This window comes from Serpentinimonas sp. SSL01 (assembly GCF_056323735.1).
The window spans coordinates 828,125-843,069 of the sequence record NZ_CM150487.1 but is presented as its reverse complement, the minus strand read 5'-3'; the positions used below and the strand labels follow the sequence as shown (position 1 = coordinate 843,069).

General features: G+C 65.2%; 14 protein-coding genes and 2 pseudogenes. 8 read left to right on the top strand and 8 right to left on the bottom strand.

The window, feature by feature from the left end; translation table 11 throughout:
- Nucleotides 1–28: 28 nt before the first annotated feature.
- A complete protein-coding gene (locus tag ACVMK0_RS04100) occupies nucleotides 29–1,261 on the bottom strand; it encodes a thiolase family protein (RefSeq protein ID WP_476464394.1) in 1,233 nt (410 codons plus the stop codon).
- A gap of 120 nt (nucleotides 1,262–1,381) precedes the next feature.
- Here ACVMK0_RS04100 and ACVMK0_RS04095 point away from each other — a divergent pair, with 120 nt between their 5' ends.
- The 3 genes from ACVMK0_RS04095 to ACVMK0_RS04085 are packed head-to-tail and all read left to right on the top strand — an operon-like array spanning nucleotide 1,382 to nucleotide 4,605.
- Entirely contained in the window at nucleotides 1,382–2,167 is a 786-nt protein-coding gene (locus ACVMK0_RS04095) for a crotonase/enoyl-CoA hydratase family protein (RefSeq protein WP_476464393.1), read from the top strand.
- Complete coding sequence (locus ACVMK0_RS04090) at nucleotides 2,164–4,047, top strand: feruloyl-CoA synthase (protein ID WP_045535240.1); 1,884 nt, start codon at nucleotides 2,164–2,166, stop codon at nucleotides 4,045–4,047. Before ACVMK0_RS04095 ends, ACVMK0_RS04090 begins: the two co-directional genes overlap by 4 nt.
- A gap of 27 nt (nucleotides 4,048–4,074) precedes the next feature.
- Entirely contained in the window at nucleotides 4,075–4,605 is a 531-nt protein-coding gene (locus ACVMK0_RS04085) for a MarR family winged helix-turn-helix transcriptional regulator (protein WP_476464392.1), read from the top strand.
- Nucleotides 4,606–4,664: 59 nt separating this feature from the next.
- Here the strand turns inward: ACVMK0_RS04085 and ACVMK0_RS04080 are convergent, their stop codons facing one another.
- The 7 genes from ACVMK0_RS04080 to ACVMK0_RS04050 all read right to left on the bottom strand — a co-directional run bounded on the left by ACVMK0_RS04080 (nucleotide 4,665) and on the right by ACVMK0_RS04050 (nucleotide 10,502).
- Nucleotides 4,665–5,615: a Gfo/Idh/MocA family oxidoreductase gene (locus ACVMK0_RS04080; RefSeq protein ID WP_045535225.1), complete on the bottom strand. Its 951-nt coding sequence runs from the start codon at nucleotides 5,613–5,615 to the stop codon at nucleotides 4,665–4,667.
- A gap of 14 nt (nucleotides 5,616–5,629) precedes the next feature.
- The gene (locus ACVMK0_RS04075) at nucleotides 5,630–6,508 is read right to left on the bottom strand and encodes a class III extradiol dioxygenase subunit beta (protein WP_476464391.1); all 879 of its coding nucleotides are present in this window, start codon (nucleotides 6,506–6,508) and stop codon (nucleotides 5,630–5,632) included.
- Between the two features lie 3 nt (nucleotides 6,509–6,511).
- A complete protein-coding gene (gene ligA / locus ACVMK0_RS04070; protein WP_045535219.1) occupies nucleotides 6,512–6,961 on the bottom strand; it encodes a protocatechuate 4,5-dioxygenase subunit alpha in 450 nt (149 codons plus the stop codon).
- Between the two features lie 101 nt (nucleotides 6,962–7,062).
- Complete coding sequence (locus ACVMK0_RS04065) at nucleotides 7,063–7,992, bottom strand: amidohydrolase family protein (protein ID WP_476464390.1); 930 nt, start codon at nucleotides 7,990–7,992, stop codon at nucleotides 7,063–7,065.
- A gap of 21 nt (nucleotides 7,993–8,013) precedes the next feature.
- Nucleotides 8,014–8,697 carry a 4-carboxy-4-hydroxy-2-oxoadipate aldolase/oxaloacetate decarboxylase gene (gene ligK / locus ACVMK0_RS04060; RefSeq protein ID WP_476464389.1) on the bottom strand — a complete coding sequence of 228 codons (684 nt, stop codon included), beginning with the start codon at nucleotides 8,695–8,697 and terminating at the stop codon, nucleotides 8,014–8,016.
- Nucleotide 8,698: 1 nt separating this feature from the next.
- Nucleotides 8,699–9,727, bottom strand: coding sequence for an amidohydrolase family protein (locus tag ACVMK0_RS04055; RefSeq protein ID WP_476464646.1), 1,029 nt, complete (start codon nucleotides 9,725–9,727; stop codon nucleotides 8,699–8,701).
- Between the two features lie 85 nt (nucleotides 9,728–9,812).
- Nucleotides 9,813–10,502: a substrate-binding domain-containing protein gene (locus tag ACVMK0_RS04050; protein ID WP_476464388.1), complete on the bottom strand. Its 690-nt coding sequence runs from the start codon at nucleotides 10,500–10,502 to the stop codon at nucleotides 9,813–9,815.
- 147 nt (nucleotides 10,503–10,649) lie between these two features.
- Here ACVMK0_RS04050 and ACVMK0_RS04045 point away from each other — a divergent pair, with 147 nt between their 5' ends.
- The 5 genes and pseudogenes from ACVMK0_RS04045 to ACVMK0_RS04025 form a co-directional block, all read left to right on the top strand.
- Nucleotides 10,650–11,606 (top strand): LysR substrate-binding domain-containing protein, encoded by a 957-nt coding sequence (locus tag ACVMK0_RS04045; RefSeq protein ID WP_476464387.1) that lies wholly within the window; start codon nucleotides 10,650–10,652, stop codon nucleotides 11,604–11,606.
- A gap of 77 nt (nucleotides 11,607–11,683) precedes the next feature.
- Nucleotides 11,684–11,893, top strand: a pseudogene (locus tag ACVMK0_RS04040) (helix-turn-helix domain-containing protein); the annotation flags it as partial.
- Nucleotides 11,894–12,437: 544 nt separating this feature from the next.
- Nucleotides 12,438–13,382, top strand: a complete 945-nt coding sequence (locus tag ACVMK0_RS04035) for a chromate resistance protein ChrB domain-containing protein (protein WP_476464386.1) — start codon at nucleotides 12,438–12,440, stop codon at nucleotides 13,380–13,382.
- On the top strand, nucleotides 13,379–14,734 hold the full coding sequence (gene chrA, locus ACVMK0_RS04030; RefSeq protein WP_476464385.1) for a chromate efflux transporter: 1,356 nt from the start codon (nucleotides 13,379–13,381) through the stop codon (nucleotides 14,732–14,734). Before ACVMK0_RS04035 ends, chrA begins: the two co-directional genes overlap by 4 nt.
- Nucleotides 14,735–14,881: pseudogene (locus ACVMK0_RS04025) on the top strand (type II toxin-antitoxin system RelE/ParE family toxin); the annotation flags it as partial.
- Nucleotides 14,882–14,945: the final 64 nt, after the last annotated feature.

The following is a 14,945-nucleotide window of genomic DNA, read 5'->3' as shown; positions in this document are numbered from 1 at the left end:
TGTCTCCGAAACATAGTGAACGTTGCAATCAGACTTCCACAAGCAGGGCCATCCCTTGGCCGCCGCCCACACAGGCAGAGGCCACCCCATAGCGCAAACCACGGCGCCTGAGCTCGCGCGCCAGGGTAATCGTCAGGCGCAACCCGGTTGCCGCCAGTGGATGGCCCAGGGCAATGGCGCCCCCGTTGACATTGAGCTGGTTGCGATCCAGCCCCAGCTCGCGCTCCACCGCAATGGTCTGTGCGCCTTGGGCCTCGTTGATCTCGAACAAGTCGATGTCGTTTAGGGATAGCCCGCAGCGCTCGAGCAAGGCACGAATGGCCGGGGCCGGGCCTATGCCCATGATTTCTGGCGCCACCCCCACGGCGGCGGCACCCACCAGCCGCGCCAGCGGCTTGAGGGCATGGCGCTGCACGTAAGCGTCGCTGGCCACCAGCGCCCCCGCGGCCCCATCGACCAAGGCCGAGCTGTTGCCTGCCGTCTGCACACCGCCTTCATAAACGGTGCGCAGCTGGGCCAGCGCGTCCACCGGTGACGGCCGCGGGTGGGTGTCTTGCGCCACCTGCGCCACCTTGCGTGGCAAACGGATGCCGCGCGGGTGGTAACCGGCCAGTGCAAAGGTCTCGGACTGCACCGGCACGATCTCGCCAGCCAAAAAGCCATCGGCCTGGGCTTTGAGCGCAAGCTCGAACGAGCGGCAGGCGTAGCGGTCAACGTCGACCCGACTGATGCCGTATAGGCGGGTCAGGTTTTCGGCGGTTTCGATCATCGTCACCGGCACCGCGGTGTCGATCAGCGCTTCCATCAAAAAATCCTTGAAACCCACCGGTGCTCCCAGCTTGAAACCCGTGCGGTGGTTGTAAGCGGCAATCGGGTTGCGCGTCATCGACTCGGCGCCCACCACCAGCGCCAGGTCGGCATAACCCAAGGCGATCTGATCGGCTGCTTGGCGCAAAAGCTCAAAGCCGGTGCCACAGATGCGCTGCACCAAAATGGCTGGCGTCGACAGCGGCACCCCGGCGTAGAGGCCGATGTGGCGAGGCAGCATGTAGGCATCGAAATCGGCCTGCGCCATCGATCCGGTGATGACAGAGTCCACATCGCTGGCCGCCACACCGGCGCGCTCGATCACGGCGCGTGCCACCTTGATGCCCATGTCGGTCGGCGAGATGTCGCCAAAGGCTCCGCAATAGTCCACCATGGGCGTGCGCACCCCGTCGAGCAGCCAAGCGTGGGCAAAACGATGGGCAAAGGTTTTCATCGGATGGGTCTCCAGTGGTTGGCGTCAATCGGCCCATGGGATAACCCTTGAGCCCGTTGTGATTGGCGATTTTTATTTATATACTATAACCAGATTTCATCGCTCAAGCAAGGAGACCCCATGTCAATCACCGCCCTTTCTGCCGATCTCTCTCTGGAACTGCGGGGCGCCGTGGCCATCGTGCGGCTCACCCGTGCGGCCAAGCGCAACGCCATCAACGATGGGCTGGTGATGGGCTTGCGCCAGGCTTTCGAGGGCTTTGGCCCCGACATCAAAGCGGCCGTGATCGCGGGAGACGGCAGCCATTTCAGCGCGGGGCTGGACCTGAGCGAACTGAGCGAGCGCAACGCGGTCGAGGGCATGCACCACTCCCGGATGTGGCACAAGGCGCTGGATGCGGTGCAGTTTGGCCGCGTGCCAGTGGTCGCGGCCTTGCACGGAGCCGTTGTGGGCGGTGGGCTCGAACTGGCCTGCGCGGCCCACATCCGCGTGGCCGATGAATCGGCCTTCTACGCACTGCCCGAGGGCTCGCGGGGTATTTTTGTCGGTGGTGGCGGATCGGTGCGCGTGCCGCGACTGGTCGGCGTGGCGCGCATGACCGACATGATGCTGACCGGCCGCGTCTACAACGCCCAAGAAGGCGAGCGGGCGGGCTTTGCTCAGTATCTGGTGCCCGCTGGCCAAGCCTTGGACAAGGCGCTGGAGCTGGCAGAAAAGATTGCCCTCAACACGCCGGCCACCAACTTTGCCCTGACCCACGTGCTGCCACGAATTGCCGAGCAAAGCGCCGACCACGGCCTGATGACCGAGGCCCTGATGGCGGCCATCGCCCAATCTGCACCCGAAGCCAAAGAGCGGGTCAGGGCTTTTCTCGAAGGACGCGCCAGCAAAGTGCAAAAATCATGAGCACACCCACCAGCAAGCCGCGTTACCGTGCGGTGGCGTTCGGTGTGAGCCAAGTGCGGGTGCGGGAAGGCGCCCAAGGCGTGCGCTATCTGCGCAGCGAGGCCGAGTTGCAGCCCTACGCCCGCACCATGGGCGAGCGACTCCTACACTGGGTGCAGACGGCACCCGATCGCACCCTGTTTGCCCGCCGCGAGCGCCTGCCCGACGGGGCGTTGGGCGACTGGCAGCACCTGACTTTTGCGCAAGCGCTGGCGGGTGCGCGCCGCATCGGGCAAGCGCTGCTGCAACACAAGCTGAGCGCGCAGCGCCCGGTCGTCATTCTGAGCGAAAACGATCTGGAGCATGCACTGCTTGCCTTGGCGTGCCTGTACGTTGGTATCCCCTATTGCTCGACTTCGCCGGCCTATTCGACCCTCAGCACCGACTTCGGCAAACTCAAACACGTGCTGGCCACGCTCACGCCCGGCCTGGTGTTTGCCAGCGACGGAGACCGATATGCCGACGCCCTGCGGGCCACCGTGCCGGCCGATTGCCCGATCGTGCTGACGCATCCGGGGCGCTTTCAGCGCGCAGACGGCCAATGGATGCGTTTCGATCGGCTCATGGCGACCGAGCCCACGGCTGCTGTGGACGCAGCCTACGCCAAGGTCGGACCAGACACGATCGCCAAATTCCTCTTCACCTCGGGCTCGACCAAGCTGCCCAAGGCCGTCATCAACACCCAGCGCATGTGGTGCGCCAACCAGCAACAGATGCGTCAGTTTTTGACCCCGCTGGCCATGGAGCCGCTGGTGCTGGTTGACTGGCTGCCCTGGAACCACACCTTTGGCGGCAACCACAACTTCGGCATGGTGCTGTACAACGGCGGCACGCTCTACATCGACGAGGGCAAGCCCGTGCCGGCGCTGATGGGCGAGACGCTGCGCAACCTGCGCGAGATAGCCCCTACGGTGTACTTCAACGTCCCCACCGGCTTTGAAGTGATCGCCGAGGTCATGCAAACCGATGCCGTGCTGCGCCAGAACCTGCTCAGCCAAGTGCGCATGTTCTTTTACGCGGCTGCGGCGCTCTCGCAGCCCATCTGGGATGCCCTGCACGCGGTGCAGGAACGGGAGATCGGGGAGCGCATCGTCATGGGAACGGGCTTGGGCATGACGGAATCTGGGCCGTTCGCCTTGTCGGTCAACAGCAGCGACGTGCAAGCCGGCGATCTGGGGGTGCCCGGCCCAGGGCTCGAAATCAAGCTGATCGAGACCGACGGCAAGACCGAAATCCGCTACAAAGGCCCGAACATCACCCCCGGCTATTGGCGCAGCCCCGAAGCCACCGCACAGGCTTTTGACGACGAAGGATTTTTTTGCAGCGGCGACGCCGTGGCCTGGATCGACCCGGCCAACGTGCACAAAGGCTTGCGTTTCGATGGCCGCATCGCCGAAGACTTCAAGCTCAGCACCGGCACCTTTGTCAGCGTCGGCCCGATGCGCGCCAAGGTAATTGCCGCCGGCTCGCCTTATGTGCAAGATGTCGTGCTCACTGGCCTGAACCGTGGCGAAGTGGGCGCCTTGATCTTCCCGAGTCCGCACGTCAGGGCGTTGAGCGCTTTGCCACCCCACGCGCCTTGGCCAGACGTGCTGAACCACCCCGCAGTGCGCAGCCATTTCCAGCAACTGGTCGATCAACTGGCCCAGTCTGCCACGGGCAGCGCTACCCGCATCGCCCGCGCCCTGTTGTTGGCCGAGCCGCCATCCATCGACCGGGGTGAAATCACCGACAAGGGCTCGATCAACCAACGCATGGTGCTCAAACAGCGCGAGGCGCTGGTGGAGGCCTTGCATGCCGACGCAGCCCCAAACATCATCAAACCCAAAGCACCCAAGTGAGCGCTGCCTCGGGGTAACATCCGGCCTATGTCCACTGTGCTTGAAGCGTCCACCGAAGCCACCTGCCTTTCCCCGGTGGAGATACCCACCGCCATCGACAACGCCTTTCTCGAAAGCCTGATCGGCTACAACGCCCGCCGGGCGGCCTTGGCCGTGATCGGGGTGTTCATGGAGCGCATGGCGCCTTACGGCTTGCGGGTGGTCGATTTTTCGGTCTTGACGCTGATCGCCCACAACCCCGGCATCACGTCCCGACAGCTCAGTTCGATGTTGGCCATTCTGCCGCCCAACCTGGTGGGCATGATCCGCCAGATGCAAGCGCGCGGGCTGATTGAAAAACGGCCCCACCCCAATGACCGGCGCGCCCAAGGGCTGTATGCCACCGCAGCGGGTGAGCAACTGCAAGCGCAAACCCAACAAGTGGTGTCAACGCTGGAATCCGAAGCCGTCACCCAATTGACGCCAGAGGAACGCCACACCCTGATCAGGCTGCTGCGCAAGGTTTATCAGCGCGACGACCCCAGCGAGCCCATACATCCGCTGCCGCGCGCCGACTAAAAAATCCAACCGCCCCGGGCTTGTCTGGGCCCAAGCCCGTTGCAGCAAGTTTATAGGCCCTAGCCCTGCAACTGCTGCTCCAACTGGTGCAGCACGCGGTAGCACGGCAGCACCTGGGCCACGCTGGCTTTGGGTTCGCGGCCTTCGCGGATGGCGGCGAAGAACTCGCGGTCTTGCAGCTCGATGCCGTTCATCGACACATCGACTTGGCTGACGTCGATCTTCTCGTCCTTGCCGTTGTACAGGTCGTCGTAGCGCGCCAGGTAGGTGGCGCTGTCGCCGATGTAGCGAAAGAAGGTGCCCAGCGGGCCGTCGTTGTTGAAGCTCAACGACAGGGTGCAGAGGGCGCCGTTGGCGGCCAGGAGCTGGATCGACATGTCCATCGCGATGCCCAGCTGGGGGTGGATCGGGCCTTGCAGGGCGTTGGCTTTGACGATGGGGGCGCCGCACTGCCAAGCAAACAAATCCACCGTGTGCGCGGCGTGGTGCCAGAGCAGGTGGTCGGTCCAGCTGCGTGGCTGGCCGAGCGCGTTCATGTTGCTGCGCCGGAAAAAATAGGTCTGCACATCCATCTGCTGGAGGTTGAACTGCCCGGCCTCGATTTTCTGGTGCACGTACTGGTGGCTGGGGTTGAAACGGCGCGTGTGGCCGCACATCGCCACCAGACCGGTCTGCTGCTGCAAGGCCAGGACCGCCTCTGCGCCCTTGAGGCTGTCGGCCAGCGGGATTTCGACCTGCACGTGCTTGCCCGCCCGCAGGCAGGCCAGCGCTTGCTCGGCGTGCATCTGCGTCGGGGTGCACAGGATGACGGCATCCACTTCCTTGAGCTTGAGCGCATCGGCCAATTCGGTGCCCACGTGCGCGATGCCGTACTGAGCGGCCACTTGCCGGGTTTTTTCCAGGTCGCGGCTGATAAGCGAAACGACTTCGACTTGATCGATTTTGGCGATGGCGTCCAGGTGCTTGATGCCGAATGCGCCGGCACCGGCGAGGGCGACTTTGAGGGTCATGGCTGGGGTTTCCTTCAGGCGGGTTCTAGAACCAAGTGGCCAACGGCCGTGTTGCTTGCGGGCACGTGATAAAAGCGGTGGCGCACGCGGGGCGGCGGGCCCATCGAGCGGCCGTCGGTCACGTCGGGCATGGCGCCGCGTGCGATCAGCCACATCACCAGTTCGATGCCTTCGCTGCCGGCCTCGCGCACGTAGTCGATGTGCGGCCTGGCGGCGCAGGCGGCCGGGTCGGCGATCATTTGATCGAGCCAGGCTTGGTCCCACTCGCGGTTGATCAGGCCGGCGCGTGCGCCCTGCAACTGGTGGCTCATGCCCCCGGTGCCCCAGATTTGCACGTTCAGCGGCGCGTCGTAGCTCTCGATGGCCTTGCGGATGGCCTGACCGAGCGCAAAGCAGCGCCGCCCCGAGGGCGCCGGGTACTGCACCACGTTGACGGCGAACGGGATCACCGGGCAGGGCCAGGCGCCTTGGATCGGATCGCGCTCGCCGAACAGCAGCGACAGCGGCACCGTCAGGCCGTGATCCACCTCCATTTTGTTGACGAGGGTGAGGTCGAAGTCCTGCTGGATGACCGACTGCGCGATGTGCGCCGCCAGTTCCGGGTGCCCCTTGACCACCGGCACCGGGCGCGGCCCCCAGCCTTCGTCGGCGGGCTGGAATTGGGCCGCGGTGCCGATGGCGAAGGTGGGGATGAGGTCGAGGCTGAAGGCGGTAGCGTGGTCGTTATAGACCAGAAAGATGACGTCGGGCGGGTTCTCTCGTATCCACTGCTTGGATTGCACGTAGCCCGCGAAAACCGGCTTCCAGTAGTCTTCTTGGGTTTTGTGCTGGTCGATGGCCACGCCGATGGCGGGCACGTGCGAGGTATAGACCGAGGCGGTGATGCGGGCCATGGTTCAGCTGCCTTTCTGCTGGGTTTGGTGGGCGGCCCCTTGCGGTTGGCGGTGGGGCTGTGCGTCGCCGTCTTCGCCCGGGTAGCGGTTGCCTTGGATCGAGCGGCCGCCCTTGACCATCATGTCGCGGTATTCCTGCTCGCTCATGCCGGTCATGGAGCCGGCCATTTGCTGGAAGCTTTTGCCGTCGGTGGCGCCGATTTTGGCCAGAAAGTAGATGTTGCCGCCGGTGCGCATGCACCAGTTGAGGTCGCGCGCCAGCACGGCCTGTTTTTGCTCCTCGGTCATGGGCCATTCGTCGAGGTAGGCGCGCTCGTCGGCCTTGAAGCGCTCGCGGTTCTCGGCCTTCATCAGGCTCATGCAGAACTGGTTGAGCCAGTAGCCCTTGCGGCTTTGCTCGGCATCAAAGATGATGGTGCCGGGCACGTTTTGATAGGGTTTGTCCAGAGCCATGGGTACACCTCAAGGAAAAATGAATCGCCGCCGGGCCGCCCCAAGGCGATTCGCACCCCCTCGGGGGGCAGCGCAGGCGCGCAGCGACAAGCGTGGGGGCATCATGCACCTGCCCAGTAGAGGCGCATCGGGTTGTCCACCAGCAGCTGGCGCTGCAATTCGGGTGTGGGCGCGATGTGCGGGATGAAATCGACCAACAGGCCGTCGTCGGGCATGTGGTCTTTGAGGTTCGGGTGCGGCCAGTCGGTGCCCCAGAGCACGCGGTCGGGAAATGCCTCCACCACCTTGCGCGCAAAGGGCACCACGTCGCGGTAGGCATGCTGTTCACCGTCGAGCGCATTCGGACCCTTCAAGGAGAGTCGCTCGGGGCAGCTCACTTTGCACCACACGTTGCGGTGCTCGCGCATCAACCGGAGGAACAGACCAAACTGCGGCCCGTCCACGGGCTGGCGCACGTCGGGGCGGCCCATGTGGTCCACCACCACGGTGGTGGGCAGGCTGGTGAAAAAATCCCACAGCTCGGGCAGATCCACCGCCTCGAAGTAGATGACCACGTGCCAGCCCAGCTTGGCGATGCGACCGGCGATCTCCAGCAGCTCGTCCTTGGGCGTGAAATCCACCAAACGCTTGACGAAGTTGAAGCGCACCCCGCGCACGCCAGCCTCATGCAGGGCTTGCAGTTCCTCGTCGGTGACGCTGCGCCGCACCGTGGCCACGCCGCGCGCCTTGCCGCCGCTGGCCAGGCAGGCATCCACCAAGGCGCGGTTGTCGGCGCCGTGGCAGGTGGCTTGCACGATCACGTTGCGCGCAAAGCCCAAGTGGTCGCGCAGGGCAAACAGTTGCTCTTTGCTGGCGTCGCAGGGGGTGTATTTGCGCTCGGGCGCGTAGGGAAAGCGCGCGCCGGGGCCGAAGACATGGCAGTGGGCGTCCACGCTGCCGGGCGGCAACTGGAACCGTGGCTTGCTGGGGCCGGTGAACCAGTCGAGCCAGCCGGGGGTTTTGGTGTAGTCACCCGAGGTGGGTTTGCTCATGGGTGCTGCTCCAGGGGCGGCTCAATCCACATAGCGCAACCCGGCCGCCGCCAATGGCTCGCGCATTTTGTACATGTCCAGCCCCAGCACCCCAGCCGCCAGCTGGTCGCGCTTGGCGCCTTCGTTGGCTTCGCGCTTCTGTGCCTCGGCCAGCGTTTTCGCCGCCAGGGCCTTGGGCACGCAGACCACGCCGTCGTCGTCGGCCACGATCACATCGCCCGGCGTCACGTAGGCGCCGGCGCACACGATGGGGATGTTCACCGAACCCGGCGTGGCCTTGATGGTGCCCTTGGACGACACGTAGCGGCTCCACACCGGGAACCGCATCTCGCGCAGGGTCCTGGTGTCGCGCACCCCGGCTTCGATGATCAGGCCGCGTGCGCCGCGCGCCATGAAGCTGCTGGCCAGCAGGTCGCCGAAGTAGCCGTCGCTGCAATCGGCGGTGACGGTGGCCACCACGATGTCGCCGGGCTGCAACTGCTCGGCGGCCACGTGCATCATCCAGTTGTCGCCGGGTTGCAGCAGCACGGTCACCGCCGTGCCGGACACATGCACGTCTTGCTGGATGGGGCGCATGTAGGGCTTCATCAGGCCCACGCGGCCCATGGCCTCGTGCACGGTGGCCGAACCCAGGGCAGCCAGTTGGTCGGCCACGGCCCGGTCGGCGCGGGTGATGTGGCGGTAAACGACGCCAAGTTCGTACATCTCACAGTCCTTTCTGCTTGAGAGCCGCGTCTAGGCGCTTGAACACCCGGCGCGCGTTGCCCTCGAAGACCTTGAAGCGCTGCTCCTCGGTGAGGTTGGGCGTGGCCGTCACGTAGCGCTTGGTGTCGTCGTAGTGGTGGCCGGTTTCGGGGTCGATGCCGCGCACGGCGCCGATCATCTCGCTGGCAAACAGGATGTTGTCCACGGGAATCACCTTGGTCAGCAAATCGATGCCCGGCTGGTGATAGACGCAGGTGTCAAAAAACACGTTGCCCAGCAGGTGCTGTTGCAGCAGCGGCTTTTTCAGCTCCTGCGCCAGGCCCCGGTAGCGGCCCCAGTGGTAGGGCGCGGCCCCGCCGCCGTGCGGGATGAGGAACTTGAGGGTGGGGAAGTCGGCAAACAGATCGCCTTGGAGCAGCTGCATGAAGGCGGTGGTGTCGGCGTTGATGTAGTGCGCGCCGGTGGTGTGGAAGCAAGCGTTGCAACTGGTGCTGACGTGGATCATGGCCGGCAGCTCGTGCTCGACCATTTTTTCGTAGATCGGGTACCAGTGGCGGTCGGTCAGGGGCGGACTGTTCCAGTGCCCGCCGGAGGGGTCGGGGTTGAGGTTGATGCCCACGCAGCCGTAGTCGCGCACGCAGCGCTCGAGCTCGGGGATGCAGGTGGCGGGATCGACGCCAGGCGACTGCGGCAGCATGGCCACCGGCACGAAGTGCTGGGGGTACAGCTGGCTCACGCGCGCGCACAGTTCGTTGCAGATAGCAGCCCAGTCGGACGAGGTGCGCAGATCGCCCACGTGGTGCGCCATGAAGCTGGCGCGCGGGCTAAAGAGGGTCAGGTCGCTGCCGCGCTCGCGCATCTTGGCCAACTGGTTGAGCTCGATGGTCTCGCGGATTTCGTCGTCGCTGATCTTCAGCGCCTTGGGGTCGGCCACGATAGACGGGTCTTTGAGGGCAGCCATCTGCAAATCGCGCCAAGCCCCGAGCGCCGGCGGCGCGGTGGTGTAGTGGCCGTGGACGTCGATGATCAGGGGCGGTCGCGCAGGGTTGGGGTGCATGGTCGGCGGGCGGTATTGGGGGTGTGGGGGTGATGGGTGGGTTTGGCGAAAGCTGGGCTCAAAGCGGCATCATGCCGTGGCGGCGCTTGCAGTCGGCGCTGGCCGGTGAGGCCAAAAAATCCAGGTAGGCGCGCACCGCATCGGGCTGCGCGCTGGTCGCGCACACCCCAGCGGAAAAAACGGTTTCGATCGCGCAACCCGGCGGGAGGGTGCCCAGCAGGGTGATGCCCGGCAGCGGCAGCAACTCGCTCAGCTGCTGAAAACCCAGCTCCACCGCGCCGCTGGCCACCAGGCTGCCCACGGGCACCCCGGGTGGCGGCGTGATGATGCGCGGGCGCAGCGCCTCCAGCAGGCCCCAGCGCTCGAACAGCTGCAGCAGCGCCGTGCCGCTGGGCCCGGTGGAAACCCCGAGGCTGCGCGCCGCCTGCACCGCTTGGCGCAGCGCCGCTTCGCTGCCCACGTCGGGCTGCGGCGCACCGGCGCGCACCGCCAGCGCCACCGGGCTGCGCACCCAGTCGATCCGGCTGTCGGGGCGCACGTGGCCGCTGGCGATCAGGCGCTCGATCGCATCGGCAGCCAGCAGCACGGCGTCGAAAGCTTCGCCTGCTTGCACCCGACGCGCCGCATCGACACCCCCGACCGACTCGAGCCGCAGCTCCAGCCCCGATTGGGCCTGACAGTCGCGCGCCAGATCGGCCAGCAGCAGCCGCGTGGCCATCGAAGAAATCGCTCGAATCGCTTGCGCCATGGGCAGAGGGTTTGCGGAGGGAGGTGAAGGCTGAATGTGTCTCGAGGTCGATTATGTTGCGCATGGGCGGTGCCGACAAGCGGGCGTACGGCGCTAGCTGATATAAAAAATTGGCATTTCAGGCTGAAGGCTATCTAAAATCTGCCTATGGACTTGAAACAACTCGGCTACTTCGTCCGCGTCGCGGAATTGGGCAGCTTCACCAAGGCCGCTGCGGCGCTGCAAGTGGCGCAACCGGCTTTGAGCCGGCAGGTGCGGCTGCTTGAAGTGGAGCTGCACCAAAGCCTGCTGCTGCGCAACGGCCGCGGCGCGGTGCCCACCGAAGCCGGGCAACTGCTGCTCGAGCACGGGCGCGGCATCCTGCACCAGGTGGAGCGGGCGCGCGAAGAGCTCGGTCGGGTGCGCGGCACCTTGGCCGGGCGGGTCGCCATCGGGTTGCCGCCTTCGCTGGCGCGGCTGGTTGCGGTGCCGCTCACGCGCCGCTTTCGCCAGCAACTGCCGCAAGCCCGGCTCTCGATCACCGAGGGGCTGTCGGTGAGCATGCAAGACGCGCTGCTCAATGGCCGGCTGGATCTGGCGCTGCTCTACAACGCGCAGCCGCTGCCCGAGCTTGAGTTGCAACCCCTGTTCGACGAAGAGCTGATGCTGGTGCAAGCCCACCCCGAGGCTGAGCCCCATGCGCCATCTGGGGCAACATCCCCAACCCTTGCCCCGCACCCTGCCCCGCTGCCCTTGGCCGAACTGGCCCAGCTGCCGCTGCTCATACCCACCCGCCCCAACGCGCTGCGCATGCACGTGGAGGTGGAACTGGCCAAGCTCGGCCTGCGCCCGCGCATCGCGCTCGAGATCGACGGCGTTGCCGCCATTCTCGATCTGGTTGCCGACGGCTTGGGCTGCGCCGTGCTGCCGCGCCATGCGGTGGCGGCATCGGGCCGGCCTGCGGCCTTTGCCATGCGTGCGATCGGCCCGCCGGCGCTGCGCATACCGGTCGCGCTGGCCTGCAGCGCCCAACGCCCCAGCACCCTCACCCAGCACGCCGCGCGCGAGTTGATCCTTCAAGTCTGCCCGCAGGGTCAGAACACGCTCAAGGCGTTGGCACGGTAGACGGTGCCGGGGGCGTGGCCGCAAGAGCGTATCCGGCCCGCCCGCCGCCGCCAGCGCGCGAGGAAATCGTGGGCTGATCCGTGGCGATCAAGCGGGTCGTCGCTTGGCAGATCGCGCAAGAGATGAAAGCCCAGCACTTGAGCAAGACCGCGCTGTCGCAGAAGATGCACACCAGCCGGGCGGCGCTGAATCGGCTTCTGGACGAGACCGACACCAGCCTGACGCTGACGACGCTCACCAGCGCTGCGAAGGCCTTGGGCAAAAACCTGCGCATCGAACTGGCTTGAGCACTTTCACAGAACGATCTCGCTAATTGGCATCATTCAGGCTATCCCCATGAAGTCACGATCCACAGGGAGCACCCTAGAGCCTTCGAAAGCGACTTAGACCGGCTGCTCAAGCAGATGGCGCCCGATCAGGTGCTGGGGCTGGTGCAAGACCTGTACGCCGCCAGCAAGGACAACAAGTTTTTTCTGCACGGCCCGTGACGCAGGCATTTTTTGATGCGCTGGTGCAAATGTTCGAACAGGCGCTGAATATCGGGGGCACGAATCCGCCTTTCGTCCCCACGGGGGAATATCCGGTTGGCGCAGGGGACAACCTGGCCGCAGCCCCTCCGCTCCAATGCAAGAGCAGCCGCCTGATCTCGCCTGCCCATGAATCCGCGCGAACGGATTCTGCGCGACAAGCCTACAAGCCTAGTAGTGGCGTCTTGCACGGTGCTAGGTGACTCCAGACCCATGCCTTAAATTGCCCCCAGCAGGATTGTTGTATATATAACAAGCTGTAACATAATATACAGTACACCGACAATCAACCAAGGAGCCTTCCTTGAGCCACCTCGCTCTTTTCGTCAGCCTGCCCACCAAGGCATCGACCGGCCGCATGCGCGTCTGGCGTTCTGTCAAAGCGCTGGGCTGCGCGACGTTGCGCGACGGGGTCTATCTGCTGCCCGACTCGGCAGACCGTGCTGCGACGCTGGACAAAGTGGCGGCGCAGGCGTTGGAAGTGGGTGGCAGCGGCGAGGTCTATCGACTCTCGGGGTGTGACGAAGCCCAGGAGGCCGCGCTGCGCGCCCTGTTCGACCGGGGCGCGGAGTACGCCTGCATCGCCGAGGAGATCAAAGAGCTCGGACGGAGCCAGGCTTCCCTGGATGTCGCAGCTGCCGCGCGCAAGCTCCAGCCGCTTGTGCGCCGCTTCGAGCAGGTGACGCGCATCGACTTCTTCCCAGGCGAGGCGCAGCGGCAGACTTTGAGCCTGCTGGACGACCTGCGCGACGCGATCACCCGTCGCGTGTCTGCCGACGAGCCGACCGCCCGGCAGGCGGACATTCCGCGGCTGAACCGCGCCGATTATCAAGGCCGGACCTGGGCCACGCGGGCGCGTCCGTGGGTGGACCGACTCGCTTCGGCCTGGCTGATCCGGCGGTTCATCGACTCGGACGCGCGCATCGTCTGGCTCGGCTCGCCGGCCGACTGCCGGGACGGCTGGCTCGGCTTCGATTTCGACGGCGCGGCCTTCAGCCACGTGGGCTCCAAGGTCACCTTCGAGACGCTGCTGGCGAGTTTCGGACTTGATTCCGCCCCCGCGCTGGTACGTCTGGGCGAGCTCGTGCATTGCCTGGATGTGGGGGGACTCCCGGTCGCGGAAGCGCTGGGCATCGAATCGCTGCTCGCCGGCTTGCGGGCATCTGAACCCGACGACGACACGCTGCTTGCCCGCGCGTGCGAAGTTTTTGACTGGCTACTCAAGAGTTACGAGGACAAGACCACGTGAACGATCAGACCACAGCACACACCGCGCAGTTGCGCCCTGCCCACCCCACGTTCCGGGAGGCCTTCTTATACTGGCTCAAGCTCGGCTTCATCAGCTTCGGCGGCCCCGCCGGGCAGATCGCCATCATGCATCAGGAGCTGGTGGAGAAACGCCGCTGGATCTCCGAACACCGTTTCCTGCATGCGCTCAACTACTGCATGCTGCTGCCCGGTCCTGAGGCGCAGCAGCTCGCCATTTACATCGGCTGGCTGCTGCACCGCACTTGGGGGGGCATCGTCGCCGGTGTCCTGTTCGTGCTGCCATCTTTCTTCATCCTAGCGGCGCTCACCTACGTCTACCTGGTCTTCGGTGACCTCACCTTTGTGCAGGGGGTGTTCAATGGCATCAAGCCGGCGGTGGTGGCCATCGTGGCGTTCGCCGCTTGGCGCATCGGCTCGCGCGCGCTGAAGAACTACGTGCTGTGGGCCATGGCCGCGTTGTCGTTCATCGCCATCTTCGCCTTGAAAAGTCCCTTCCCCTACATCGTCCTAGCAGCAGGACTGCTGGGCGCCTTGGGCGGCAAGCTCATGCCGGACAAGTTCAAGGTGGGCGGCGGCCACGGCGCCAGCAACAAGCAATACGGCCCGGCGCTGATCGACGACGACACGCCGCCCATCGCCCATACGCGCTTTCGCTGGTCATATCTCATCACCCTCCTGGTGGTGGCGCTGGCGCTCTGGACTGCGGCCATGTTGATGCTGCCGGCCGGCACCCTGAACGACATGGGCGAGTTCTTCACCAAGGCCGCGCTGGTCACCTTCGGCGGCGCCTACGCGGTGCTGCCCTTCGTCTATCAGGGCGGCGTGGAACACTACCAGTGGCTCACCGGCACTCAGATGATCGACGGCCTGGCCTTGGTTCAGACCATGCCGGGGCCGCTCGTCATGGTGGCGTCCTTCGTCGGCTTCGTCGGCGCCTGGACCAAGGAGATCTTCGGGCCGGATGCCTTGCTGCTGGCCGGATTCGCGGGCGCCTCGGTGGCCACCTTCTTCACCTTTCTGCCCAGCTTCGTGTTCATCTTGGCCGGCGCCCCACTGGTGGAATCCACCCATGGCGACCTGAAGTTCACCGCGCCGCTCACCGGCATCACCGCCGCCGTGGTGGGCGTGATCCTCAACTTGGCGCTCATTTTCGGCTGGTACGTGATCTTCCCCCATGCCACCGAGGCCGCGCCGTTCTCCGGCGGCTTCGAGTGGTTCTACGCACTGATCTCGGTGGCGGCCTTCATCGCGCTGTGGAAGTACAAGCAGGACGTCATTAAAGTGATCGGCGCCTGCGCCGCCATCGGCCTCGTCCATACCTACATCGTTTGAGGAGGAGGCAGCAAAGAATACCGCCAGACCTTTTTCAAGCCGTATCGCCTGATTGACCGTGTCACAGGCAGCCAAGTCATCGTTTACCTGATTGCAGACGGACGCCGTGACACGCCATCCGTGCTTGCGCGCCGCCTGCTGGGCGCTCGACCCGCAGCAACCCGCACGCGTGCCACCCAATCCAGACCGCCGGTTTTTCGGGTGGCAACCG

What these genes read in the sequence shown, in the direction of transcription:
- ligA (WP_045535219.1), bottom strand. Translation starts at nt 6,961, where the DNA reads ATGGCTCTGGACAAACCCTATCAAAACGTGCCCGGCACCATCATCTTT.
- ACVMK0_RS04075 (WP_476464391.1), bottom strand. Translation starts at nt 6,508, where the DNA reads ATGGCCCGCATCACCGCCTCGGTCTATACCTCGCACGTGCCCGCCATC.
- ligK (WP_476464389.1), bottom strand. Translation starts at nt 8,697, where the DNA reads ATGTACGAACTTGGCGTCGTTTACCGCCACATCACCCGCGCCGACCGG.
- ACVMK0_RS04090 (WP_045535240.1), top strand. Translation starts at nt 2,164, where the DNA reads ATGAGCACACCCACCAGCAAGCCGCGTTACCGTGCGGTGGCGTTCGGT.
- ACVMK0_RS04050 (WP_476464388.1), bottom strand. Translation starts at nt 10,502, where the DNA reads ATGGCGCAAGCGATTCGAGCGATTTCTTCGATGGCCACGCGGCTGCTG.
- ACVMK0_RS04080 (WP_045535225.1), bottom strand. Translation starts at nt 5,615, where the DNA reads ATGACCCTCAAAGTCGCCCTCGCCGGTGCCGGCGCATTCGGCATCAAG.
- ACVMK0_RS04095 (WP_476464393.1), top strand. Translation starts at nt 1,382, where the DNA reads ATGTCAATCACCGCCCTTTCTGCCGATCTCTCTCTGGAACTGCGGGGC.
- ACVMK0_RS04100 (WP_476464394.1), bottom strand. Translation starts at nt 1,261, where the DNA reads ATGAAAACCTTTGCCCATCGTTTTGCCCACGCTTGGCTGCTCGACGGG.
- ACVMK0_RS04045 (WP_476464387.1), top strand. Translation starts at nt 10,650, where the DNA reads ATGGACTTGAAACAACTCGGCTACTTCGTCCGCGTCGCGGAATTGGGC.
- ACVMK0_RS04065 (WP_476464390.1), bottom strand. Translation starts at nt 7,992, where the DNA reads ATGAGCAAACCCACCTCGGGTGACTACACCAAAACCCCCGGCTGGCTC.
- ACVMK0_RS04085 (WP_476464392.1), top strand. Translation starts at nt 4,075, where the DNA reads ATGTCCACTGTGCTTGAAGCGTCCACCGAAGCCACCTGCCTTTCCCCG.